We start from the raw sequence: 21,077 nt of genomic DNA, 5'->3' as shown, positions 1-21,077 counted from the left end.
GTTCAGTCCTGTTTGTCCTTGATGGCCTTGAGTAAAGCATCGATATCGGTACGCCGGCCCTGGTCAGCCAACTCACGTCCCGGCCGGGGCGGTGCCTGCAAGGCTTTCTGCAGGGCTGCGATAGCTTCAGGGTAGCGCTTTTGCCGATACAGATGATCAGCCCAGAAATAGTTGCTGTCGATACCGTTGGGGTTGATCTGCAAGGCTTTGCGCAGCATCTTGTCGGCCATCTCGGCATCACCGAAACCAATAGGCCAGCCTGGCACCTGATCATACAGCGTGCCCAGGCTGGTGTAGGCCGAACCTTGCAGGGCGGTGGGGTCCAGCTTCATGGCCTGCTCCAGGCTGGCTTTCGCCGCCTTGACCTTGCCCAGTGCACCGAGGCCGCCCGCCGCCCCTGCCCAACTGCTGTTGATGATGCCCTCCCAGATCAGGGGTTCAGGTGTGCCGGGATACTGATGAACAAACGTTGTTGCTTCGCCTGCCAGCTTTTCGAAGGCGTCGGCACGCTTGTCCTTGGGTATTTGGTACTGAATCTGCGCCCAGCGCTGCTGCAGATCGCTCAGGCGCTGGCTGCCTGCCTGGTCCAGTGCCCAGGTGAAGGGTGCAAATGCCAGCAAGCTGACAATGAACAGACGCTTCATTTGTTCGACTCCTTGGAGTGGCTGCCGATATAACGACGAATGACAGGCAGTTGCTTGCGCAGTGCGCGATCGACTATGCCCGGCAACATGCCGTTGATACGCACGAAGAGCTTTTCCGGCCACCCCAGATAAAGCTCGGTGCGCTCGGATTGCACCGCCTGGAGCACAGCACGGGCGACGTCCGCCGGGTCGTCCATGCCAACTTTCAGCGCTTGATTGAGCGCAGTCGCAGCGCTGCTGTTCATCGTTGTGCGGGTCGCCCGCGGGGCGGCATACAGCACGTTCACCGTGGTGTCGGCCAACTCGCGGCGCAGCGCTTGCGAAAAGCCACGCAACGCAAACTTGCTGGCGCAGTAGGTGGCATAGCCGGGGTAGCCGATCGACCCATAGGTCGACCCGACATTGACCACCAACGCCTTGGGCTGAGCACGCAGCAACGGCAGGCAGGCGCGTGTCAGTTGCAGGGGAGCCTTCAGGTTGATGTCCAGTAGCTCATCCAGCGCATACTCATCCAGCTGGTCGAGCAGAGCGAAGCGATTCACGCCAGCAGCGTTGATCAGCACATTCACAGCCCCCATCTCGCGTGCCCGCTCGATGACATGTTCGCGCCCCGACGGGCTGCGCAGGTCGGCTTCCTGCCAGCGCAGACGATCAGGGTACCGGTTCATCAGGCCAGCCAGCTTGCCCATATGCCGACTGACGGCCAACACCTGGGCACCGGCAGCGCAGAGCTGTTCAGCCAGCGCCAGGCCTATGCCTCCACTGGCGCCGGTGAGGATCACCACGGACTCAGCCAAACGCATGATGCACCTCTTGCTGCCCGGCACGCGGCAAGCCCTGGAACATTTCGGTGTACAAGCGGTAGACGACCTTGGCCGCGTGGAGAACGGCCTGCTGGTCACCGGCATCGTCGAGGCGGTCCATCAACTGTTTGTAGGTCACCATGTGCTCCTGGTCGAGCGCACCGTGCGAGCTGAGATAGCTGAAAGCCTGGTCAGGCAGTGCCAATGTGCTCTGGATAACGCCTGCCGCCTGGGTGGCCAGGGCGATGCTGGTGCCTTCGAGCACATTGACCATGCCGAACAACCCGACCGGGTTGCCGCGGGCGATCAGGTCGTACAGGTAGGCGACCATCAGCTCGATGGATTGCACTGGCTGGCCATCGCGCACGGCCTCCCAGTCACCGCCGCATGCTTTGATGTCGTTGAGGATCCACTGCTCGTGGCCATACTCCTCTTCAATGTATTCGCAGACCGCGCCGCGCAGCCACTCCAGCCGCAGCGGCAATCGTGCCCCACAGGCCATCATCAGCGGCACGGTATGGCGCACGTGATAATAGGCCTGAGTCAGGAAGGCAACGTAGCTGTCCAGGCTGACCTGGCCGGCCAGCGCTTCGCGGATCACCGGTACGGCGAACAGCGCCTGACGCTCTTGGGCGGTTTGTACTTGCAGGGTGTCGAAAAAGGACATTGTGAACCTCACAACGAGATGTCGGACAACAGGGTGTGGTAACGCTGCAAGATCGCCTCACGTCGCGGGCGGCCATTGGCAGTCAGGGTTTCGTCAAGCGTGCTCAGAGGCACTGGCAAGCAGCGCCAGGCGTGCACCCTGGCGTAATCGGGCAATCGCGCGTTGCATTGCTGTACGGCCTGTTCGATGCCCTCGTCGCTGATGCCGGGATCCAGCGGCCAGAGCAAGGCAAGGTTGCGTGGCAAGGCTTCGCCATGCACGAAAGCCTGGGCGATCACGCCACTTTGGCTCAGCTCGGCTTCCACCCATTCCGGGTTGACGTTGCGCCCGAAACTGGTGATGAACTGATGCTTCTTGCGGCCATCCAGGTAGAGGTAGCCCTCCTCATCGAGGTGCCCTACATCGCCTGTTGCCCACCACTGCCCGGTTACAGGCGGCTCTCCCAGGTAGCCCAGCAATGTCGAGCCGGCCACCAGGACTTCGCCATCCTCGGCGATGCGCACCTGCACATGCGGCAATGGCTTGCCGACGCTCCCAGGGCGCACAGCCCCTGTGCGGTTGAGCGCCACTACCGAGGCGCACTCGGACAAGCCGTAACCTTCGAACACCGGCAAACCGACCGCCTCGGCCCGCGCGAGCAGGCTTGGCGATACCCGAGCCCCGCCAACCGCCACCAAACGCAGTGGGCCGACTCGCATCAGCCCACGTTCGATCGCTGTCACCAACCCCATCAGCAGTTGCGGCACAAGGATCAGGCTTTGCGCACCACTGAGGGCGATTGCGCCCAGCAGGCGCTTGAAATCGACCTGGCTGGCCCCTCCCATCCCCAACTGCTGCTGCGGATAGAGCTGCACACAAGCGCCAGCCATGAGCGCGGCGTAGACGCCCAGGTTTTCCAGCAAAACGCCCAGTGGCAGTACCGCCAGGTATCGCTGCGGCTCGGTTGGGCGGCTGGCGGCCTCCAGCTCATGCGCCACGCGCAGCAGGGTTTCAGCGCTCAGGCACACGCCTTTGGGCGTGCCGGTGCTACCGGAGGTGTAAGTGATCTTGGCAGTGCCCTCAGGCAGCGCCGGGGCGACAAAACTGTCACGCTGCCACACGCCAGCTGGCGCCTGCCGGGCAAAGCCAAGCGCAATGAGCTGTTCGGCCCACTGCGCTTGGCACACGACCGCCGTGACTCCGCTTTGCTGCAAGCAGTGCTGGAACTGGGTCGCGCTGAAAAACGACGGCACTGTCACACTGGCGCGTTCGGCGAACAGCGCCGCCAAATCCCAGAATAGCGCCTCGGGCCCGTTATCCAGCACCACGGCGAAGGTTCCCGGTGATTGGCTGCGCAGGCAGCCCGCACGGGATTCGACCTCGTCGAGCAGTTGCCGGTAGGTGTAACGCTGCGCATCGCCCTGAACGGCCACGGCGTCAGGATGTTCGAAGGCGTGCTGGCGCAACAGTGTCTGAAAGGCAGTCAATTCATGCCGCATGGCCGGTCTCCAGGGCTAACGTGGGAAACCCAAGCCGCTCGAACATGCCCGCCTGCTTCAGGGCATCGAAGCCAAAGCCTATGTTGCCGGCAAATACCTGAGGTCGCTGGTCGTAGTAGGTCCCCCACTGGTCCACTTGGCCCTTCAGGCGCGCAGGATCCGCTGAGGCCAAAACAGTAGGCACCAGCCCCAGTCGCCGGAAACTGTTGAACAGTGTCGCGGCGCCCGTGAATGCGACCCACTCCAAACCGCGCATCGCCAGCAACCACGTCACGGCGATGATCATTATTCGAGCGCTGCCGGCGCTGAGTGAGGCCAAGTTGCCTACTTCCACCATGCAGCTACGATCCGGTGAGGCACCGGTTACCCGTGAAACAGCAGATTCCAGAGGCTCGTCCAGGTACCGCTCGAGAAAGAGCGGCCCTTCGCTGGCCGGTCGCATGCCCGCCGCCGCGATCAGTCGACCGTGGCTACCCTGCAAGGCAAGCAGTTCCGGCAGGTAATGCTGCACATCCGCCTGGTGCACGCTGGCAAAGCGTTCGTGTATGAAGTGCTCCAGCTCGCCGCGCCCTTGATCGCCGCTGAGGTGAAGAGAAAGGTGCGCCTGATGATCGGCATGGCTACCGATGGGTAACGGAAGCAAACCGTGCCATTGATGAGACTGAGTCATGAAGTTTCCCCCGCCTGGGTGCGACGGAGGGAATTATCGGGGCCGAATCTGAATGCAATCTGAAGTCGCTACTGTCGGAGCGCCTCAGCCCGGCGCTGGTTCATGTGCTGAACTGACTATGACCGAGCACGACGCGTACCCAGCTCGATCCAGACGGGCGCATGGTCGCTGGCCTTGGCCTCGTTGCGCACCCATGCATCGACACCCGCCCGTTTCAGATAAGGCGCAAGCTCGTGGTTGAGCAACAGGTGATCGATTCGCAACCCGGCATTGCGGGCCCAGTGGTTACGGAAATAGTCCCAGAAGGTGTAGACACGCTCGTCCGGGTACAGATGGCGTATGGCATCGAGCCAGCCCTGGTCAAGCAGTCGTTGGTAACACGCTCGCGACTCAGGCTGCAGCAGTGCGTCCTTCAGCCAGGAACGCGGGTTATAGATGTCCATGTCGGTGGGCACGACATTGAAATCCCCTGCCAGCAGCGTGGGGTGGCCACTTTCATAGAGGCTGCGCGCATGCTGGATCAGGCATTCGAACCAGTGCAGCTTGTAATCGAACTTGGGCCCGGGCTGCGGGTTTCCGTTCGGCAGGTAGAGGCAAGCGACCAACACCCCGTGTGCCGCAGCTTCCAGATAGCGGCTCTGGCTGTCCTCCTCCAGGCCGGGCAAGCCGCGGCGAACCTCGAGCGGATCGCTGCCCCGCACCAGAATGGCCACGCCGTTCCATGACGGTTGCCCATGATGAAGGCTGCCATAGCCTGCTGCCTCCAGCTCCGCGCGAGGGAACTGCTGATCGGCCGCCTTCAGTTCCTGCAGGCAGGCAATGTCGGGCTGCTCCCGCTCCAGCCAGGCCAGCAGCGCCGGCAAACGGCTGCGGATGCCATTGATGTTGAAGGTGGCAATCTTCAGCGCTTTCATGCGTCCGGGTCGCTCACGTGGGCCTGCACGGCATCTTCCAGCGCGCGGATATGCGCCTCATCGGCCAGCGCCTTGAGCGCCAACCAGTCGTCCCAGTCGATGGCGCCATCGTCGCGCAGGGCCTCGGCTGTGCGAAGCAGTTCATGGTGGTAGGCATCCGGTGACTCGCGCCGGTAACTGATGTCGTCGTACTGGGCGTACCAGGCTTCAAGCTCGGGAATGCTGCGTTCGATGCTCATGAAAGCGTCCTCGCTGTACCCTTTGCTTGTCAGAACCCAGGCACAGCGCGACGTTCAATCAGGCATCACTGAAAGTAATGGGGATACCGTGCCATGTCGCTCTCCAGCTTGTCCGCATCCGCGGCCCTCTTGCGCACTTCGGCATAGAAAAGCTGGCACTGGTTCTGAAACCTGGTGAAATCGCGGTTGGCTGTTTCAATGGCACTGCTCAGGTCGCGCCCTTCGAGGCCCTCAATAAGTCGCTGTGAGGAGGTATACGCCTGCCAGCAGGCTTCAACCTGCTGCAGCCCCTTTGCAAGGTTCTCGGTGTCGATAGTCGCCATTGCAGCACCCTCTTTGGACCGAGCCTGGTCCGTCGGTGTGAATCGCCAGAGCGACGATTACGGGATGAAGCCTGTAACGACGCGCTTCGGCTAAGAGCGTAGACTAATTCGGCGCAGACGCATGGATACCAGGTTTCACAAGTCCCAGACGCATTATCCGCAAGCTCAGGAGCGAGTGCCATGGATTGCCTTCCAACGCTGTTCACAAAACGTCTTGTTCTCACACCCCTTCAGTTGGGAGATGCAGCAACCATTCAGAAACTGTTCCCCCAGTGGGAGGTCGTCCGTTATCTGGACCGTCGTGTGCCGTGGCCTTACCCGGAAGACGGCGCATTGATCTATGTGCGCGATATCGCCCTGCCGGCCATGGTGGCGGGCCGCGAATGGCACTGGATGATCCGGCTGCGCGATGCAACCGAGAACACCATTGGCAGCATCAGCCTGTATGAACAGCCTGGGAACAACCGAGGCTTCTGGCTTGCACCGCAGTGGTGGGGGCAAGGCTATATGCGCGAAGCATGTCAGGTCATCAACGCATACTGGTTCGAAACATTGTCGCGTCCGGTCATGCAGGTTCCCAAAGCGGTTGCCAACCATGCTTCACGCAGGGTTTCGGAGTTTGAGGGCATGCGCAGAGTGGCAACGCGAGACGGGCATTTTGTCTCTGGGCAGATGCGGGTAGAGGTATGGGAGATGACACGCAGTGCCTGGCTCGACAGGACGCAAACCAGACCCTGCCGCGGCCTGCGCAGATGATGGAGGGTCAAAAGGCAGTCCCGCATGCAGGCGCGGGCTTGCCGCGAACATCGGCGAAGCCGGTGCCGTGCACTGCATTCTCCACGGCAAAGGCGGTACTTGCCGGAGCTGTGCAAGCCCCGGCAAAGGGTCAACGCAGGTAGTCCTGAACCCACTTCACCCAACAATCAGCGCCAATTTTCACCAACGCATCATTGAAATCGTAGTGGGGGTTATGCACCGAGCACCCATGGAACTCGCCCGTGCCATTGCCCAGCATGAAGTAACAGCCAGGCCGCACCTGCAACATGTAGGCAAAGTCTTCGGTGCCCATGACCTTCTTCGGCATCTTGTCCAGCAGCGCGCCGTCGGCGAACAACGGCCTAAGGCTGTCACGCAGCAACGCGCTTTCGTGATCGCTGTTGCACAAGGCGGGCGCCAGCTGGGTGAATTGCACATCGATCTCCACGCCATAGCTTTCGGCGTGCCCCTTGGCCAGTGCGTCAATGCGGCTGTTGATCTTCTGCTGGGTCTGGGCCGTGTCGGTGCGCACGCTCAGCAACATGCAGGCCTCGTCAGGGATTATGTTGTAGACGGTGCCGGCCTGGATCATGCCAATGCTGATCACGGCGTAGTCCTCGACGCTCAGGTTGCGCGACTTGATGGTCTGAATGCCACTGATCAGGCTGTTCAACGCCATCACCGGGTCTACCGACAGTTCCGGCATCGCACCATGCCCGCCTTTGCCGGTAATCCGAATGCTGACACGTTCGGAAGACGCCATGGTGGGCCCCGCCTGCACCACGCACGTGCCCACCGGCAGGCCGGGCATGTTATGCAGCGCATACACCGAGTCGCACGCAAAGCGCTCGAACAGGCCGTCGTCAATCATCGCCTTGGCCCCCGCCAGGCCTTCCTCGTCGGGCTGGAATATCACGTTCAACGTCCCGTTGAACTGGCGTGTAGCCGCCAGTTGCGCAGCGGCTGCCAGCAGGATCGCAGTATGCCCGTCATGGCCACAGGCATGCATCCGGCCGGGAATCTTGCTGGCATGCGCAAACGCATTCTTTTCGCCCATCGGCAGTGCGTCCATGTCTGCACGCAACCCGATGCTGCGCGGGCTGTCCCCCACTTTCAGCACGCCGACCACACCATGCCCACCTACATTGCGATGCACTTCATAGCCCAAAGCTTGCAGCTTGTCGGCTACCAGGGCCGCTGTATCGGGGGTGTCGCCGCCAATTTCCGGCGCAGCGTGGATCTGCCGGCGCAGCATGACGAACTCATCCAGCTCGGCAGCTGAGCCCCGTGTTTGATTGCTCTGCAAAATACCCATATCACTCGCATCCTTTGTTTTCGGGGAAGTACCTGAGGCAGGCCAGGCTGACGATGCCGCCGGCCAGCAGGAAGTAGGCTGGCGCCAACGGCGTGCCCAGCGCTGCAATCAGCCAGGTGGCCACCAACGGCGAAAAACCACCGAACAGGGTCACACCCAGGCTGTAGCTGACCGAGGTGCCGAACGAGCGCCTGGCCTTCGGGAAGCCCTCCATGATCAGCGCGAAGAACGCACCGGCACCGATACAGGTCGGCAAGATCAGGATCGCCACGCCCATCATGGCCAGGCCCATGTGCTGCACTTGCCCAAGCAGATGGAACACCGGCAGGGTCAACACCACCGGTGCGGCGACCGTCCACACCAGCAGGCGTTTTCTGAGCTGATACTTGTCGGCGAATTTGCCGGCCAACGGGCAGATGACTGCCATGCAGCCGCTACTGATGCAGGCAATCGCCATCGCGCTGCCGGGTGGGTAATGCAAGGCGGTGGTCAGGTAGGTCGGCATGTAGAACACGAACAGGTACATGCCAATGGTCGAGCTGGCCATCAGGCCGATGCCTTGGGCGATGCGTTTGAGCAGTTCGGCATCCAGCCCCTGCTCTGTCTTCTGCGCCGGTGCGACCTCGTGGGTTTCCGGCAACCGCGTGCGTATATACCAACCGACCGGCCCGATCAGCAGGCCGAAGATGAACGGTATGCGCCATCCCCAGCTTTCCAACGCCGTGGGATCGAGCAACTGGCTGAGGGCCAGGCCAAAGCCGGCCCCCACCAAGGCGGCATAGCCTTGGCTGGCAGCCTGCCAGCTGACGCTCTGGCAGCGGCTGCCAACCGCACTGGATTCCATCAGGAACACCGACGCGGTACCGACCTCCCCGCCTGCCGACATGCCCTGGATGAGCCGGCCGGTCACCAGCAGCAACGTGGCGAAAATCCCGATCTGTGAATACGTGGGCGCAAAGGCAATCATTGCGGTGCCCAGGGTCATCAGCCCGATGGTCAGGCTCAAAGCGGCCTTGCGTCCATGCCGGTCAGCATAGCGACCGATGACCATCGCCCCGACCGGGCGCATCAGGAAACCGACGCCAAAGGTGGCCAGCGACATCAACAACGACGCCATGGCCGAGTCAGAGGGGAAGAAGTGCTTGCCGATCAGTACAGCAAAGAAGCTGTAGATCGTGAAGTCGTACATTTCCAGCGCATTGCCCAACGAGCAGGCGACCAAGGTTTTACGGGAGGACGATACCTGCGCGGCTGAGTGCGCACCTTTTTGCAGGCTCGGCGATGTGGGTAGCGGTCTGATCATTGTTGTCTCCGTTGGCAAATCGCGGCGTGCAGCGAATATCAGCCAATCGGGCACCCAATACACTTGCAGTTTCGGCATAGGGATAACCAATGATTAATTAGCTGGCGCGATCGTTGGCCAAATTGCCCTGAGCTGGCGCACAGTCCGCCCTCGCTCCGCGCGCGGCCCCAATAACGCCCACAGATCAGCATCCGTAGCGCAGCGTTGGCGCGGGTACGAAGCCTGTCTAAAGCGGAGGTGCCCGCCAATCCACACGCCGCGCCAGCCCCTGATTAACCAAACGGCATGACCTGACCGAATAAGCAATCACGCTGCAACGTTCTGTTCACCGACGCTAAAGCCACCACATCACCGTGCTGGCCTGGAGTCGTGAATGAACACTCGCATTACGTCGTTGCTGTTGATGATCCAAGGGGCTTGCCTTGCTGCGCAGGCACAGGCAGAGGGTTTTCCGACGCTCGCGCGGATTGCGCCGGGTTTTGGTTATTACGGGCTGGATTACGGCTTCGATGACACACTCAAGGTGTACGGCACCGTGGATGCATTCGCCAGCTACCACGACTCACAGCACCACTCGGGTTTCAGGCTGGCCGGTGGCGGCGCCTGGACCAACAAGCTCGGGCTGTACGCACGCAAGGCGCTTGACCCCGATACCGTCGTGGAGCTTGACGTCGAGGAGGGTTTCAACCTCAATGGCGAGGCCCTGGAGGGCACCTGGGACACCGTCGGTACCCTGCGCCTGGCGACAGTCGCCCTGCGCTCGCGCACCCTGGGCAAGCTCGAGTTCGGCAAGACCTACGGCATGGCCACGCCCACCTACGCCGACCCGTTCCTGGCCACCTATGGCTCGCCCTACACTTACCTGGCCCTGCCTGCCGCCGGCAAGGGCGCCTTTTACCTTGACCTGCGCCCCAAGCACACCCTGGCCTACACCAGCCCGACCTTCAGTGGCTTCAGCCTCGGTACCGCGCTGAGCTTTGGCTTCGACGATGCCGCCAGCGCTGGGCGCACCGTGCGTGGCGGTGGCGCCCGGCTGCAGTACCGCAACAGCCGGGTGATGTTGCTGGCCTCCTACAACCGTTACTACAGCGACCCATGGGACGACGGCGGCGTTTCACGCCAGACCGCCAACGATTTCAAGAGCCTGTCGGCGTTCTACGATTTCGGCCCGCTGGCCACCAGCCTCACCTGGCAACGTCAGGACGTGGCCCAGGCCGGCACGCCCAGCACCACGCTGTATACCTTCGGCATGATGGCGCCGGTGGCCGAGCTGGACGTGCTGCGCCTGGCGGTGATGCAACGCCAGGTCAGCGCCCGTGACAAGGACGCGTGGGGCGCGATGATCGGCTATGACCATTTCATCAACCCCCGCTGGGCCCTCTATGGACGCCTCGGCATGATCGCCAACCAGCGCGCCTCGTCGGTCACCTACGCCGGGACCCCGGTGGACCAGGCGGGCGATAACCCAAGCAACGTCTCGCTAGGCATGTACTACCACTTCTGACCCCACGGGGCGGGTCTGCTTGAGCACCTGCCCGCGCAAGCTGTGGAACAGCTCCTGGGCAGGCGCCGTGAGGCTGTGGCGGTCAATGCAGACCAGGTTGATGGGGTAATCCGGAATCAACTCCTGCACCGCCATGGCTACGAACTCGCAATCGATGCCGTAGGTAAACCCTTGGTCCACCGCCAGTTCGCTGATAGTCATCAACGACTCCGTGTTCTTCAACAGCTTCAGCGCCATCATCACTGAAGTGCATTCAACGGTATTCTGTGGCACCCGAAGGCCGTTGGCTTCGAACAGTTGGTGAAACTGCGAAGCCTGGTCGGACAACTCGTCCAGGCTGATCCAGGGGGCGTATTGCAAGGTGCGCAGTGACTGGCTGAACTTCTGCCGATTCGAGGCGTGGCAAATCACCCTGCCTTTGATACTGCCCAGTGCCTCCCAATCCAGGCTCAGCCGACTCAGCGGTTGCTGCGAAGTAATGGCAAAGTCCAGGCTGCCATCGCGCAAGCGCTGCAGGATCTGGCTGGGGCGCAGGTCGGTGATGGTAATCTTCACCCGCGGGTACTTGCGCCGAAAGGCCAGGATACTTTCATCGACGCCATCGAGCATCGCCGTCAACGACGTCACCCCGATCGACACGGCGCCCAGCGCCGCATCCTGAATGCTCGCCGCTTCGATCTGCAGACGGCGTATGCTCTCTACCACGAGGTTGGCATGGCGGATGACACGCTTGCCTTCCTCGGTAAGGGCCATGCCTTTGTGCGACCGCTGCAACAGGGTAAACCCCACCTCCCGCTCCAGCTCCTTGATCGAACGGCTCAGCGCGGGCTGAGTAATGTGCATGAGCTTGGAGGCTTCGAGGATGCTGCCTGCGTTATGAATGGCGACCAGCGCCCTGAGTTGGTGAAGTTTCAACCGTCTGTACCTTGTTGTTAGCGGCCGGTTCGAAAGGTGTTCTGGCAGCCCTGACAGCCGTTGTCGGCAAGGCCTGAAAGGTATGGCTAGCGCAACACAGCCAGCATGCTGGCCGCATCGCTGACCTCGAACTTGCCGGGGCTTTCAACCGCAATGTACTGGACTACCTGGTCGTCGACCAACATCGCATACCGTTGCGAGCGCCGCCCCAAACCGCGTGCCGAAAGGTCCTGGGTCAGGCCCAGCGCCTCGCTGAATTCGCCATTGCCATCGCCGATCATCTTGACCGCATCCCCGACCTGCAAGCTGTTGCCCCAGGCGTTCATGACAAAGGCATCGTTCACCGAGACGCACAGGATTTCGTCAATGCCAGCCGCAAACAACGCAGGGGCCGCCGCGACATAACCGGGAACATGACGTTCAGAGCACGTCGGCGTGAACGCGCCCGGCAACGCGAAGATCAGCACCTTCTTGTGCTTGCAACGCTCGCGAATGGAAAAGGCCTTGGGGCCGATCGCGCAGGCACCTGCGTCGTTGTTGTATTGATAAAGGGTAACGTCGGGCAGTTGATCGCCGGTTTTGATCATCGCTGTCTCCTGGGTGAGGTGAAGGCCAGGCAGCCATGATGCCGCAGTCGACCAGGCAACGCATCATGAGCAGGGCTAAAAAACCTGTGAAATAACTTCAATATCATTCATGCAGCGCCCCGCCTAGGATACGCCTCAATCAAACACATCAAGATTACGGTGTGAACGATTCAGCCTACGCAACTGACCAGCACTGGATCGCTCACACTCAGGCACCTGGAAGTCATAACCATGGATAAAGCGCCAACATTCACCGTCAAGCGCATTGCGTTCGACGAACATTATCTCCCTGCCGAAAATACCCGCATCACGACCAACTTCGCCAATTTGGCACGGGGTGCAAACCGCCAGCAGAACCTGCGCAATACCCTGACGATGATCAATAACCGTTTCAATGCGCTGGCGCACTGGGACAACCCCGAACATGATCGTTACCGTGTAGAGCTGGACATCATATCGGTGGAAATGAACCTTGAAAGCGCGCAGTACGGCAATGCCCTGCCGCTGATCGAAATATTGAAAACTTATATTGTCGACCGCAAAAACAATACTCGCTTCGAAGGCATGGTAGGCAACAACTTCTCCTCGTACGTGCGCGATTACGACTTCAGCGTACTGTTACTGGAGCATAACAAGCATCGGTCGACCTTCAGCATTCCCGATCATTTCGGCGAGCTGCACGGCAACCTGTTCAAGTGTTTCGTCAACTCGCCAACCTACCAGGAGCACTTCAGCAAACCACCGGTTATCTGCCTGAGCGTATCGAGCAGCAGGACTTACCTACGCACCGAAAATCAGCACCCTGTGCTAGGGGTTGAATACCAGCAGGATGAGTACTCGCTGACGGATGAATACTTCAAGAAAATGGGCTTGAAGGTGCGCTATTTCATGCCGCCGAACAGCGTCGCCCCGTTGGCGTTTTATTTTGCCGGCGACTTGCTGGCTGACTACACCGACCTTGAACTGATCAGCACCATCAGCACCATGGACACCTTTCAGAAAATCTACCGACCCGAGATCTACAACGCCAACTCTCCTGCAGGCAAGGCCTACCAGCCCAGCCTGAAGAACCAGGACTACTCGCTCACGCGCATTATCTACGACCGGGAAGAGCGCAGCCGCCTGGCGATCGAGCAGGGCAAGTTTGCCGAGGAGCAATTTGTCAAACCCTACCAGGCCACGCTGGCGCAATGGTCCGCTCAATACGCACGTTGAACATTCAAAGCACAAGGGTCACTGTTCATGAACACATTGCTACCCACCTCCACGGCCGGCAGCCTGCCTAAACCCGCCTGGCTTGCTCAACCCGAAACACTTTGGTCACCGTGGAAGTTGCAAGACGAGCAACTGATTGAAGGCAAACAGGATGCCTTGCGCCTGGCCTTGCAAGAACAACAACACGCCGGTATCGACATCGTCAGTGACGGCGAGCAAACCCGGCAGCACTTTGTCACCACGTTTATCGAGCACCTCAGCGGCGTTGATTTCGAACAACGGAAAACCGTCAGAATCCGTGATCGCTATGATGCAAGCGTACCGACGGTTATGGGTGCTGTCGCTCGACAAAAGCCGGTGTTTGTCGAAGATGCCAAGTTCCTCCGCCAGCACACCACACAGCCGATAAAGTGGGCGCTGCCCGGCCCCATGACCATGATCGACACACTGTATGACAACCACTACAAAAGCCGCGAGAAACTGGCCTGGGAGTTCGCCAAGATTCTCAACCAGGAAGCCAGAGAACTGGAAGCCGCGGGCGTGGACATCATTCAGTTCGACGAACCGGCATTCAATGTTTTCTTTGACGATGTGAATGACTGGGGCGTGGCTACCCTCGAAAGGGCCATCGAGGGCCTAAAGTGCGAAACGGCCGTCCATATTTGCTATGGCTATGGCATCAAAGCCAACACCGACTGGAAAAAGACCCTCGGTTCAGAATGGCGGCAATATGAACAGGCCTTCCCCAAACTGCAGCAGTCCAGCATCGATATCATTTCGCTGGAATGCCATAACTCGCATGTTCCGATGGACCTGCTCGAGCTGATTCGCGGCAAGAAGGTCATGGTCGGCGCCATCGATGTGGCCACCCATGCCATTGAAACACCCGAAGAGGTCGCCGCCACCCTGCGCAAGGCACTGCAATTCGTCGATGCCGACAAGCTCTACCCTTGCACCAACTGCGGCATGGCACCCCTGCCTCGCCAGGTAGCCAGCGGCAAGCTCAAGGCGTTGAGTGCAGGCGCGGCAATTGTCCGCCAGGAACTCGCTAACGCACGCTGAAATGAATGCAGCCACAGGACCTACCATGTTGCTTTCCGGTACGGCGATCGAGCCGTCGACTTTTCGCCAGGCACTCGGGCACTACGCATCCGGCATCACGGTGATTACATCGCATCTTGAGAGCGAGCCGATCGGTTTCACCTGCCAGTCGTTCTATAGCGTGTCGATGAGCCCGCCGCTGGTGTCATTCAGTGTGATGTCCAGTTCGGCCAGCTACCCGAAGATTCGCCGGGCTGGCCGCTTCACGGTCAACATCCTGTCAGGTGAACAGGTCAGCATTTCCAACCAGTTTGCCCGGCGCGGCGCCAACAAGTGGCAGGGCGTCGAATGGCAAGCATCGCCGTTGGGCAACCCGATCATTGCCGGCAGCCTGCATTGGCTTGATTGCGAAATTCACGCCGAACATGCCGCCGGGGACCACCTGATCGTGATTGGCGAAGTCAAAGCGTTGAACCTGCAGGCAACTGCTGCCACGCAGCCGCTGCTGTATTTCAAGGGGCAGTATTGCAACCTCGCCGCGCATGACGCGGCTTGAGCCTCACTCCACTCACGGAAAACCCAGCAAAGGAATTGCCAGGATCACGCGGCAGTGAAGAAAGCCCGCCATTACTGCGTTGATCCGCCATTTTACTCATGATCGATTTACGCCACCTGCGAACCCTCCACGCGCTGCGTGAAACCGACAGCCTGCAGGAGGCCGCCGAGCGCCTGCACCTGACACAATCAGCCCTGTCGCACCAGTTCCGCGATATGGAAGAGCGCATCGGCATGCCACTGTTCGTGCGCAAATCCAGGCCGGTGCGCTTCACCAGCGCCGGGCTGAAGCTGCTGCAGCTGGCCGATCAGGTGCTGCCTCAGATCCGCAATACCGAACGGGACCTGGGCAAACTGGCCGGGGGCTGCGCCGGACGGCTGCACATCGCCATCGAGTGCCACAGCTGCTACCAGTGGTTGATGCCTTCAGTGGATGAGTTCCGCGGCGCCTGGCCTGAGGTGGAACTGGACCTCGCCTCCGGTTTTTCCTTCGCACCACTGCCAGCCCTGGAGCGCGGCGACCTGGACCTGGTGGTGACCTCCGACCCGGTGACACTGCCAGGTATCAGCTACGTGCCGTTGTTCAGCTACGAGGCGCTGCTGGCCATCGACAACCACCACGCCATGCGCCACAAGCCGTATCTGGAGCCCGCCGATATCGCCAGCCAGACACTGATTACCTACCCGATCGAACGCACCCGTCTGGACATCTTCACCCGCTTCCTCGACCTCGCCGACATCGAGCCCGCACAGGTACGTACTTCAGAACTGACCGTGATGATGATGCAACTGGTTGCGTCCGGGCGAGGCGTCTGCTGCCTGCCCAACTGGGCCGTGCACGAATACAGTTCGCGCGGCTATGTAACCGCCAAGCGCCTTGGCGAGCACGGCCTGCAGGCAAACCTCTATGCTGCGCTGCGCAGTGACATGCTGGAGGTGCCGTACGTGCGTGATTTCTTGCTCACGGCCAAGGACATCTCGTTCACCACGCTGGCAGGTGTCAGCGTGGCGTCAGGCCCGGTTCTCTGAAAGCCGGGCGTGCGTTGGCGAACCTCAGTGCCGGCCATGGCGCGCCATGCCCCTACCGCCAACGAATCAGCCAGCCTTCGCCAACTGCACTTGCAGAAACGCCATCAGTGCCCCCGCCACAGGTGACAGGCTGCGCCCTTTGCGGGTGAGCATGCCGATATGCCGTTCTACCCTGGGCTCCTCAAGGGGTACGAACGCCAGTTTGTCGTTCTCCTGCGGAAAAGCGAGGTACGGCAAGGTACTGATCCCTACCCCCTCCTCCAGCATGGCGATCAACGAAATCATGTTGGAAATGAACAGCCGGCTATCGGCCAGCAAACCCTCGGCCTCGGTACCCGCCAGCAATTGCGAGGTACCGTTGCGGATCATCGGCACGCCCAACAACTGCGCCCAATGCAGCCGCCCCCCCGCCTGCGCCAGCGGGTGGTCGCTGCGGCACACCACGCCAACCTGATCATTCACGATGGGGGCGAAGTCGAGCTGATCATCGTCCACCCACAGGCTGCTGATGCCGAAATCCACCTGCCCTTGAGCGAGCAACTGCTGCACACGTTCGGCCGTGCCGTCCTGAATGCTGACCTGCACATTGGGGTGCGCGGCCACGAAGCGGGCCAGCGGCCCTGGCAGCATTCGGCTGGCCACAGAAGGCACGGTGGCGATGCTGACCTGGCCGATTTCATGCCGGGCAAACAGCATGGCTTCACGCGCAATACGGTCATGGTGCTCGATCAAGCCACGAAACAACGGGAGGCAATGCTCGCCAAATGGCGTCAGCTCTACCCGGCCACCGCCCTTTTCGACCAATGCCTGCCCCAGCTTCTGCTCCAGTTCACGCAGGGCCAGGGATATCGCAGGCTGGGTGCGAAAGGCCTGGCGGGCGGCCGCGTGGAAACTCTTGAGTTCGGCGACCAGTACGAAGTAACGCAACTGGGCGATTTTCAGCTCGGGCAACATGGTTAGCATTCCTTATCAAAGCATTTTTTTTATTAATTTTTATTTGCTGCATATTGCTCGCATCATGAATGCCATGCAAACGGAGGCGTTCATCCATGTCACACAAGACCTACAACAACTACATCGATGGCCAGTGGTGTGAAGGCCACGCCACTTTGGGCAACTACAGCCCCTCGGACACTGGCGACCTGATCGGCCAGTACCATCAGGCCAGCGCCGAACAGGCCCGCCAGGCCATCCAGGCCGCGCGCGCCGCTCAACCCCTGTGGGCCGCCAGTGGTCTGGAAAACCGCCAGCAAGTGCTGATGTCCATCGGCGACGAGCTGATCGCCCGCAAGGAAGAGCTCGGCGAACTGCTGTCGCGAGAAGAAGGCAAACCCTTGGCCGAAGGCATCGGCGAGGTCAACCGCAGTGGCCAGTTCTTCCATTACTACGCCGCCGAAGTGCTGCGCCAGATGGGCGAGACTGCCGCCTCGGTGCGCCCTGGGGTCGACATCGAAGTGCATCGCGAACCGGTGGGTGTGGTGGGCATCATTACCCCTTGGAACTTCCCCATGGCCACCGCCGCCTGGAAAATCGCCCCGGCCCTGGCCTTCGGCAACGCCGTGGTGTTCAAGCCGGCCAACCTGGTGCCGGCCAGTGCCTGGGCGCTCACCGAGATCATCAGCCGTCAGGGCCTGCCCAGCGGCACCTTCAACCTGGTGATGGGCAGCGGTGCCGACGTCGGCGAGGCCCTGATCCAGTCCGCCGAGATCGATGCCCTGACGTTCACCGGTTCTCTGCAGACGGGCCGACGCGTAGCGGTGGCCACCGCCGGTAACCTGGTGCGCTGCCAGCTGGAAATGGGTAGCAAGAATGCCCTGGTGGTCATGGACGACGCCGACCTCGAACTGGCCGTGGAATGCGCGCTCAACGGGGCCTTCTTCGGCACCGGGCAGAAATGCACCGCGTCGTCACGGCTGATCGTCTGCGACGGCATCCACGACCGCTTCGTCGAGGCGCTGCGCCTGCGTATGCGCCAGCTCAAGGTTGGCCATGCACTGGAGGCTGGCGTACAGATCGGCCCGGTAGCGGACGCGCGCCAGCTGGAACAGAACCTGGCCTACCTGCAACTGGCCCAGGCCGAAGGCGCCACCCTGATCGAAGGTGGCGAACGCCTGCAACTGGCCTGCGATGGCTACTACATGCGCCCTGCCTTGTTCATCAACAGCCGCAACGACATGCGCATCAACCGCGAGGAAGTGTTCGGCCCCATCGCCTGCGTTATCCGCGTGCGCGATTTTGAAGAGGCGCTGACCACGCTCAACGATACCGAGTACGGCCTCACAGCCGGGATCATCACACAGTCGCTGCGCCACGCCAGCCACTTCAAGCGCCGCGCCCAGACCGGCTGCGTGATGGTCAACCTGCCCACCGCCGGCACCGACTACCACGTGCCATTCGGGGGCCGTAAAGCCTCGAGTTTCGGCCCGCGGGAACAGGGGCAATACGCTCGCGACTTCTACACCGTGGTCAAGACCACCTACCTGCGGCCCTGAAGGAATACATGCCATGCACGACCTCTTGATGATCGACGGCCTGCAGTACTCCAACTGGAGCCAGGAAATATTCCAGCAGATGCAGGCCGGTGGCCTGAGCGCGGTGCACGCCACCATCGCCTACCACGAAAACGCCCGCGAAACCCTGTCGCGCCTGGGCGAGTGGAACCGCCGCTTCGAAACATGGCCCGAGCTGATCCGCCCGGTACGCACGGCCAGCGACATCCGCCTGGCCCACGAGGAGGGCCGGGTAGGCATCTTCTTCGGCTTCCAGAACTGCTCGCCGATCGAGGACGACATTGCCCTGGTGGAGGTTTTCCGCCAGCTCGGGGTGTTCGTCATGCAACTGACCTACAACAACCAAAGCCTGCTGGCCAGCGGCTGCTATGAGCGCGAGGACAACGGCATCAGCCGCTTCGGCCGCCAGGTGATCGCCGAAATGAACCGCGTCGGCATGCTCATCGACATGTCTCACAGCGCCGAGCGAAGCACGCTTGAGGCCATCGAACTGTCCAGCCGACCGGTGATCATCTCCCACGCCAACCCTGCCAGCTTCCACGCCGCCAAGCGCAACAAGTCCGATGCGGTGCTACGCGGGATCGCAGAGTCCGGCGGGCTGCTGGGTTTCAGCACCTACCCGTTCCACCTCAAGGGTGCCTCGGACTGTAGCCTGGAAAGTTTCTGCGACATGGTCGCGCGCACCGCCGACCTGATGGGTGTGGAGCACATCGGCATCGGCACCGACCTGTGCCAGGCGCAACCCTTGTCTGTGCTGGAATGGATGCGCAACGGCCGCTGGAGCAAGGACAAGGACTACGGCGAAGGCTCCAGGGACAACGCCAACTGGCCGGCGCCCTTGCAGTGGTTCCGCGACAGCCGCGACTTCCGCAACATTGCCCAGGGCCTGCGCGCCCGCGGCTTTGCCGAGCAAGACGTGGGCAACATCATGGGGCTGAACTGGTTGCGCCTACTGGAGACCGCCACCACGGCACAGGCCTGACCCCCTTGCACGGACAGCACCAACAATAAAAACAATCGCAGGTTCCGGAGGTTTCATGAAAAACCCAACCACCTTGCAGGCCGACGGCCAAGCCATGGGCGTGCCTATGGCACGCGATATCGACTGGCCGTTGTTCCTGATCAGCGGCGGATTCCTCGGCGCCTTCCTGCTGGCGGCGCTGATCGACATCGACACCGTGTCGGCGCTGGTCAATACCCTGTTCGCCTGGTCGACAAAGGCCTTTGGCCTCTATTGGCAAGTGCTGATGCTGGCAACCTTCGCGGTCAGCCTGTTCATCGGGTTTTCCAGATGCGGGCGTGTACGCCTGGGCGGGGTCACCCAGCGCCCAGACGTCAGCACCTTCAACTGGATCGCAGTGATCATGTGCGCCTTGCTGGCAGGTGGTGGCGCCTTCTGGGCCGCTGCCGAACCCTTGATGCACTTTGCCAGCCCGCCGCCCTTCTTCGCCGGCCTGCAACCGCACAGCGAAGCGGCGGCCACCGCGGCGCTGGCGCAATCGTTCGTGCACTGGGGCTTCCTGGCCTGGGCCGTGCTGGGTAGCCTGCTGGCGATCGTGCTGATGCACCTGCATTACGATAAAGGCCTTCCGCTGGCGCCGCGCACCCTGCTTTACCCCCTGTTCGGCCAGCGAGCGCTCAAGGGCCCGATCGGCACCTTGGCCGACGCTGCCTCGATCATCGCGGTAGTGGCCGGCACCATCGGTCCGATCGGTTTCCTTGGCCTGCAGATCAGCAGCGCCATGCACGCGGTGTGGGGGTTGCCCAACACTATCGTCACCCAGTCGCTGACCATTGTCCTGGTCACCGCGATGTACACTGTCTCGTGCCTGGTGGGCCTCAAAGGCATCCGCTTTGTCAGCGAGATCAACGTCTGGTTGATGATCGGCCTGGCACTGTTCATGGTGGTATTCGGACCGACGCTGTTCATCCTCGGCGGTTTCCCGGCGGCCTTTGCCCTGCACGTGGAGCACTTCATTCCCCTGACGATGTTCCGCGCAGACCCCAAATGGCTGGACTGGTGGACGGTGTTCTACTGGGGCTGGTTCATCGGCTATGCGCCCATGGTGGCACTGTACGTCGCGCGGATCTCGCGGGGCCGCACCATCCGCGAGATCATCATGACGCTGTCGATCATCGCACCGCTGGTGACCATGTTCTGGTTCACCGTGGTGGGCGGTACCGGGATCGGCCTGGAGCTGCAAACGCCAGGCAGCGTCACCGCCCATGGCGCCAAACCTGAAGACCTGCTGCTGGGAGTGACGCAGAACCTGCCACTGGGTGGCCTTGTCAGCGCGCTGTTCCTGTTCCTGAGTTTCATCTCGGTGGCCACCAATGGCGACGCCATGGCCTTCACCGTGGCGCTGGCGATGTCCAGCGACGATAAACCGAAGAAGTGGTTGCGTGGTTTCTGGGCAATCGGCATGGGCCTGGCGGCGGTGGTGCTGATCACCATTGGCGCAGGCGGTGTGACGGCCCTGCAATCCTTCATTGTCATCACCGCGGTGCCGGTGTCGCTGGTGATCCTGCCAGCGCTGTGGGATGCCGTGCGCATCGCTCGACACATGGCCCGTGAACAAGGCGTCTGAACATGATCCATCCAGGTACAA

Annotated in this window: 22 protein-coding genes; 9 read left to right on the top strand and 13 right to left on the bottom strand. The window is 61.3% G+C overall.

Annotation, left to right across the window (positions count from 1 at the left end):
• Nucleotides 1-2 precede the first annotated feature (2 nt).
• The 8 genes from QYE47_RS07375 to QYE47_RS07340 all read right to left on the bottom strand — a co-directional run bounded on the left by QYE47_RS07375 (nucleotide 3) and on the right by QYE47_RS07340 (nucleotide 5,738).
• Nucleotides 3-644: a hypothetical protein gene (locus QYE47_RS07375; RefSeq protein ID WP_070383848.1), complete on the bottom strand. Its 642-nt coding sequence runs from the start codon at nucleotides 642-644 to the stop codon at nucleotides 3-5.
• A complete protein-coding gene (locus QYE47_RS07370; protein WP_070383847.1) occupies nucleotides 641-1,447 on the bottom strand; it encodes an SDR family oxidoreductase in 807 nt (268 codons plus the stop codon). Before QYE47_RS07370 ends, QYE47_RS07375 begins: the two co-directional genes overlap by 4 nt.
• On the bottom strand, nucleotides 1,434-2,114 hold the full coding sequence (locus QYE47_RS07365; protein ID WP_014591352.1) for a TenA family transcriptional regulator: 681 nt from the start codon (nucleotides 2,112-2,114) through the stop codon (nucleotides 1,434-1,436). Before QYE47_RS07365 ends, QYE47_RS07370 begins: the two co-directional genes overlap by 14 nt.
• A gap of 8 nt (nucleotides 2,115-2,122) precedes the next feature.
• Complete coding sequence (locus QYE47_RS07360) at nucleotides 2,123-3,592, bottom strand: AMP-binding protein (RefSeq protein ID WP_110159894.1); 1,470 nt, start codon at nucleotides 3,590-3,592, stop codon at nucleotides 2,123-2,125.
• Nucleotides 3,582-4,262 carry a thermostable hemolysin gene (locus QYE47_RS07355; protein ID WP_070383845.1) on the bottom strand — a complete coding sequence of 227 codons (681 nt, stop codon included), beginning with the start codon at nucleotides 4,260-4,262 and terminating at the stop codon, nucleotides 3,582-3,584. The genes QYE47_RS07360 and QYE47_RS07355 overlap by 11 nt, the downstream gene beginning before the upstream one ends.
• A 116-nt stretch (nucleotides 4,263-4,378) precedes the next feature.
• Complete coding sequence (gene xth / locus QYE47_RS07350) at nucleotides 4,379-5,176, bottom strand: exodeoxyribonuclease III (RefSeq protein ID WP_014591355.1); 798 nt, start codon at nucleotides 5,174-5,176, stop codon at nucleotides 4,379-4,381.
• Entirely contained in the window at nucleotides 5,173-5,415 is a 243-nt protein-coding gene (locus tag QYE47_RS07345) for a hypothetical protein (RefSeq protein WP_014591356.1), read from the bottom strand. The genes xth and QYE47_RS07345 overlap by 4 nt, the downstream gene beginning before the upstream one ends.
• A gap of 65 nt (nucleotides 5,416-5,480) precedes the next feature.
• On the bottom strand, nucleotides 5,481-5,738 hold the full coding sequence (locus tag QYE47_RS07340) for a hypothetical protein (RefSeq protein ID WP_014591357.1): 258 nt from the start codon (nucleotides 5,736-5,738) through the stop codon (nucleotides 5,481-5,483).
• 180 nt (nucleotides 5,739-5,918) lie between these two features.
• On the opposite strand from QYE47_RS07340, the gene QYE47_RS07335 reads away from it, so the two are divergent.
• Entirely contained in the window at nucleotides 5,919-6,494 is a 576-nt protein-coding gene (locus tag QYE47_RS07335; protein WP_070383844.1) for a GNAT family N-acetyltransferase, read from the top strand.
• A 130-nt stretch (nucleotides 6,495-6,624) separates the two neighbouring features.
• On the opposite strand, the gene QYE47_RS07330 is transcribed toward QYE47_RS07335, so the two are convergent.
• Together QYE47_RS07330 and QYE47_RS07325 are read right to left on the bottom strand one after the other, a co-directional pair.
• Complete coding sequence (locus QYE47_RS07330) at nucleotides 6,625-7,809, bottom strand: M20 aminoacylase family protein (RefSeq protein WP_070383843.1); 1,185 nt, start codon at nucleotides 7,807-7,809, stop codon at nucleotides 6,625-6,627.
• Between the two features lies 1 nt (nucleotide 7,810).
• Nucleotides 7,811-9,112 carry an MFS transporter gene (locus tag QYE47_RS07325; RefSeq protein ID WP_070383842.1) on the bottom strand — a complete coding sequence of 434 codons (1,302 nt, stop codon included), beginning with the start codon at nucleotides 9,110-9,112 and terminating at the stop codon, nucleotides 7,811-7,813.
• Nucleotides 9,113-9,485: 373 nt separating this feature from the next.
• Between QYE47_RS07325 and QYE47_RS07320 the strand changes: the two genes are divergently transcribed.
• Nucleotides 9,486-10,616, top strand: coding sequence for a porin (locus QYE47_RS07320; RefSeq protein ID WP_070383841.1), 1,131 nt, complete (start codon nucleotides 9,486-9,488; stop codon nucleotides 10,614-10,616).
• On the opposite strand, the gene QYE47_RS07315 is transcribed toward QYE47_RS07320, so the two are convergent.
• Nucleotides 10,593-11,531: a LysR family transcriptional regulator gene (locus QYE47_RS07315; RefSeq protein WP_010953617.1), complete on the bottom strand. Its 939-nt coding sequence runs from the start codon at nucleotides 11,529-11,531 to the stop codon at nucleotides 10,593-10,595. The two genes, QYE47_RS07320 and QYE47_RS07315, sit on opposite strands and share 24 nt — an antisense overlap.
• A gap of 86 nt (nucleotides 11,532-11,617) precedes the next feature.
• The gene (locus tag QYE47_RS07310) at nucleotides 11,618-12,118 is read right to left on the bottom strand and encodes a peroxiredoxin (protein WP_070383840.1); all 501 of its coding nucleotides are present in this window, start codon (nucleotides 12,116-12,118) and stop codon (nucleotides 11,618-11,620) included.
• A 231-nt stretch (nucleotides 12,119-12,349) separates the two neighbouring features.
• Between QYE47_RS07310 and QYE47_RS07305 the strand changes: the two genes are divergently transcribed.
• The 4 genes from QYE47_RS07305 (at nucleotide 12,350) to QYE47_RS07290 (ending at nucleotide 15,958) form a co-directional block, all read left to right on the top strand.
• Nucleotides 12,350-13,333: a DUF1852 domain-containing protein gene (locus tag QYE47_RS07305; RefSeq protein WP_070383839.1), complete on the top strand. Its 984-nt coding sequence runs from the start codon at nucleotides 12,350-12,352 to the stop codon at nucleotides 13,331-13,333.
• Between the two features lie 27 nt (nucleotides 13,334-13,360).
• Complete coding sequence (locus QYE47_RS07300; protein WP_041167017.1) at nucleotides 13,361-14,395, top strand: methionine synthase; 1,035 nt, start codon at nucleotides 13,361-13,363, stop codon at nucleotides 14,393-14,395.
• Between the two features lie 25 nt (nucleotides 14,396-14,420).
• Complete coding sequence (locus tag QYE47_RS07295) at nucleotides 14,421-14,930, top strand: flavin reductase family protein (RefSeq protein ID WP_070383838.1); 510 nt, start codon at nucleotides 14,421-14,423, stop codon at nucleotides 14,928-14,930.
• 98 nt (nucleotides 14,931-15,028) lie between these two features.
• A complete protein-coding gene (locus QYE47_RS07290) occupies nucleotides 15,029-15,958 on the top strand; it encodes a LysR family transcriptional regulator (protein ID WP_014591366.1) in 930 nt (309 codons plus the stop codon).
• Between the two features lie 66 nt (nucleotides 15,959-16,024).
• Here QYE47_RS07290 and QYE47_RS07285 read toward each other — a convergent pair whose 3' ends face one another.
• The gene (locus QYE47_RS07285; RefSeq protein ID WP_014591367.1) at nucleotides 16,025-16,912 is read right to left on the bottom strand and encodes a LysR family transcriptional regulator; all 888 of its coding nucleotides are present in this window, start codon (nucleotides 16,910-16,912) and stop codon (nucleotides 16,025-16,027) included.
• A gap of 95 nt (nucleotides 16,913-17,007) precedes the next feature.
• On the opposite strand from QYE47_RS07285, the gene QYE47_RS07280 reads away from it, so the two are divergent.
• Genes QYE47_RS07280 through QYE47_RS07270 form a run of 3 tightly spaced genes read left to right on the top strand, consistent with a single transcriptional unit; the run spans nucleotide 17,008 to nucleotide 21,056 of the window.
• Entirely contained in the window at nucleotides 17,008-18,450 is a 1,443-nt protein-coding gene (locus QYE47_RS07280; RefSeq protein ID WP_070383837.1) for an aldehyde dehydrogenase family protein, read from the top strand.
• Nucleotides 18,451-18,463: 13 nt separating this feature from the next.
• The gene (locus QYE47_RS07275; RefSeq protein WP_019436691.1) at nucleotides 18,464-19,450 is read left to right on the top strand and encodes a dipeptidase; all 987 of its coding nucleotides are present in this window, start codon (nucleotides 18,464-18,466) and stop codon (nucleotides 19,448-19,450) included.
• A 55-nt stretch (nucleotides 19,451-19,505) separates the two neighbouring features.
• Nucleotides 19,506-21,056, top strand: coding sequence for a BCCT family transporter (locus tag QYE47_RS07270; RefSeq protein ID WP_070383836.1), 1,551 nt, complete (start codon nucleotides 19,506-19,508; stop codon nucleotides 21,054-21,056).
• The last annotated feature ends 21 nt before the right edge of the window (nucleotides 21,057-21,077 follow it).

It is taken from the genome of Pseudomonas sp. 2,4-D (genome assembly GCF_030418155.1).
GTDB lineage: Bacteria > Pseudomonadota > Gammaproteobacteria > Pseudomonadales > Pseudomonadaceae > Aquipseudomonas > Aquipseudomonas alloputida.
This window is presented reverse-complemented; position numbering and strand designations above follow the sequence as displayed.

Excerpts from the sequence above, each read along its gene's own strand:
- QYE47_RS07320 (WP_070383841.1), top strand. The coding sequence starts at position 9,486 with ATGAACACTCGCATTACGTCGTTGCTGTTGATGATCCAAGGGGCTTGC.
- QYE47_RS07270 (WP_070383836.1), top strand. The coding sequence starts at position 19,506 with ATGAAAAACCCAACCACCTTGCAGGCCGACGGCCAAGCCATGGGCGTG.
- QYE47_RS07360 (WP_110159894.1), bottom strand. The coding sequence starts at position 3,592 with ATGCGGCATGAATTGACTGCCTTTCAGACACTGTTGCGCCAGCACGCC.
- QYE47_RS07285 (WP_014591367.1), bottom strand. The coding sequence starts at position 16,912 with ATGTTGCCCGAGCTGAAAATCGCCCAGTTGCGTTACTTCGTACTGGTC.
- QYE47_RS07345 (WP_014591356.1), bottom strand. The coding sequence starts at position 5,415 with ATGAGCATCGAACGCAGCATTCCCGAGCTTGAAGCCTGGTACGCCCAG.
- QYE47_RS07370 (WP_070383847.1), bottom strand. The coding sequence starts at position 1,447 with ATGCGTTTGGCTGAGTCCGTGGTGATCCTCACCGGCGCCAGTGGAGGC.
- QYE47_RS07305 (WP_070383839.1), top strand. The coding sequence starts at position 12,350 with ATGGATAAAGCGCCAACATTCACCGTCAAGCGCATTGCGTTCGACGAA.
- QYE47_RS07340 (WP_014591357.1), bottom strand. The coding sequence starts at position 5,738 with ATGGCGACTATCGACACCGAGAACCTTGCAAAGGGGCTGCAGCAGGTT.
- QYE47_RS07290 (WP_014591366.1), top strand. The coding sequence starts at position 15,029 with ATGATCGATTTACGCCACCTGCGAACCCTCCACGCGCTGCGTGAAACC.
- QYE47_RS07295 (WP_070383838.1), top strand. The coding sequence starts at position 14,421 with ATGTTGCTTTCCGGTACGGCGATCGAGCCGTCGACTTTTCGCCAGGCA.
- QYE47_RS07375 (WP_070383848.1), bottom strand. The coding sequence starts at position 644 with ATGAAGCGTCTGTTCATTGTCAGCTTGCTGGCATTTGCACCCTTCACC.
- QYE47_RS07300 (WP_041167017.1), top strand. The coding sequence starts at position 13,361 with ATGAACACATTGCTACCCACCTCCACGGCCGGCAGCCTGCCTAAACCC.
- QYE47_RS07325 (WP_070383842.1), bottom strand. The coding sequence starts at position 9,112 with ATGATCAGACCGCTACCCACATCGCCGAGCCTGCAAAAAGGTGCGCAC.
- QYE47_RS07310 (WP_070383840.1), bottom strand. The coding sequence starts at position 12,118 with ATGATCAAAACCGGCGATCAACTGCCCGACGTTACCCTTTATCAATAC.
- QYE47_RS07275 (WP_019436691.1), top strand. The coding sequence starts at position 18,464 with ATGCACGACCTCTTGATGATCGACGGCCTGCAGTACTCCAACTGGAGC.
- QYE47_RS07355 (WP_070383845.1), bottom strand. The coding sequence starts at position 4,262 with ATGACTCAGTCTCATCAATGGCACGGTTTGCTTCCGTTACCCATCGGT.
- xth (WP_014591355.1), bottom strand. The coding sequence starts at position 5,176 with ATGAAAGCGCTGAAGATTGCCACCTTCAACATCAATGGCATCCGCAGC.
- QYE47_RS07280 (WP_070383837.1), top strand. The coding sequence starts at position 17,008 with ATGTCACACAAGACCTACAACAACTACATCGATGGCCAGTGGTGTGAA.
- QYE47_RS07335 (WP_070383844.1), top strand. The coding sequence starts at position 5,919 with ATGGATTGCCTTCCAACGCTGTTCACAAAACGTCTTGTTCTCACACCC.
- QYE47_RS07330 (WP_070383843.1), bottom strand. The coding sequence starts at position 7,809 with ATGGGTATTTTGCAGAGCAATCAAACACGGGGCTCAGCTGCCGAGCTG.
- QYE47_RS07365 (WP_014591352.1), bottom strand. The coding sequence starts at position 2,114 with ATGTCCTTTTTCGACACCCTGCAAGTACAAACCGCCCAAGAGCGTCAG.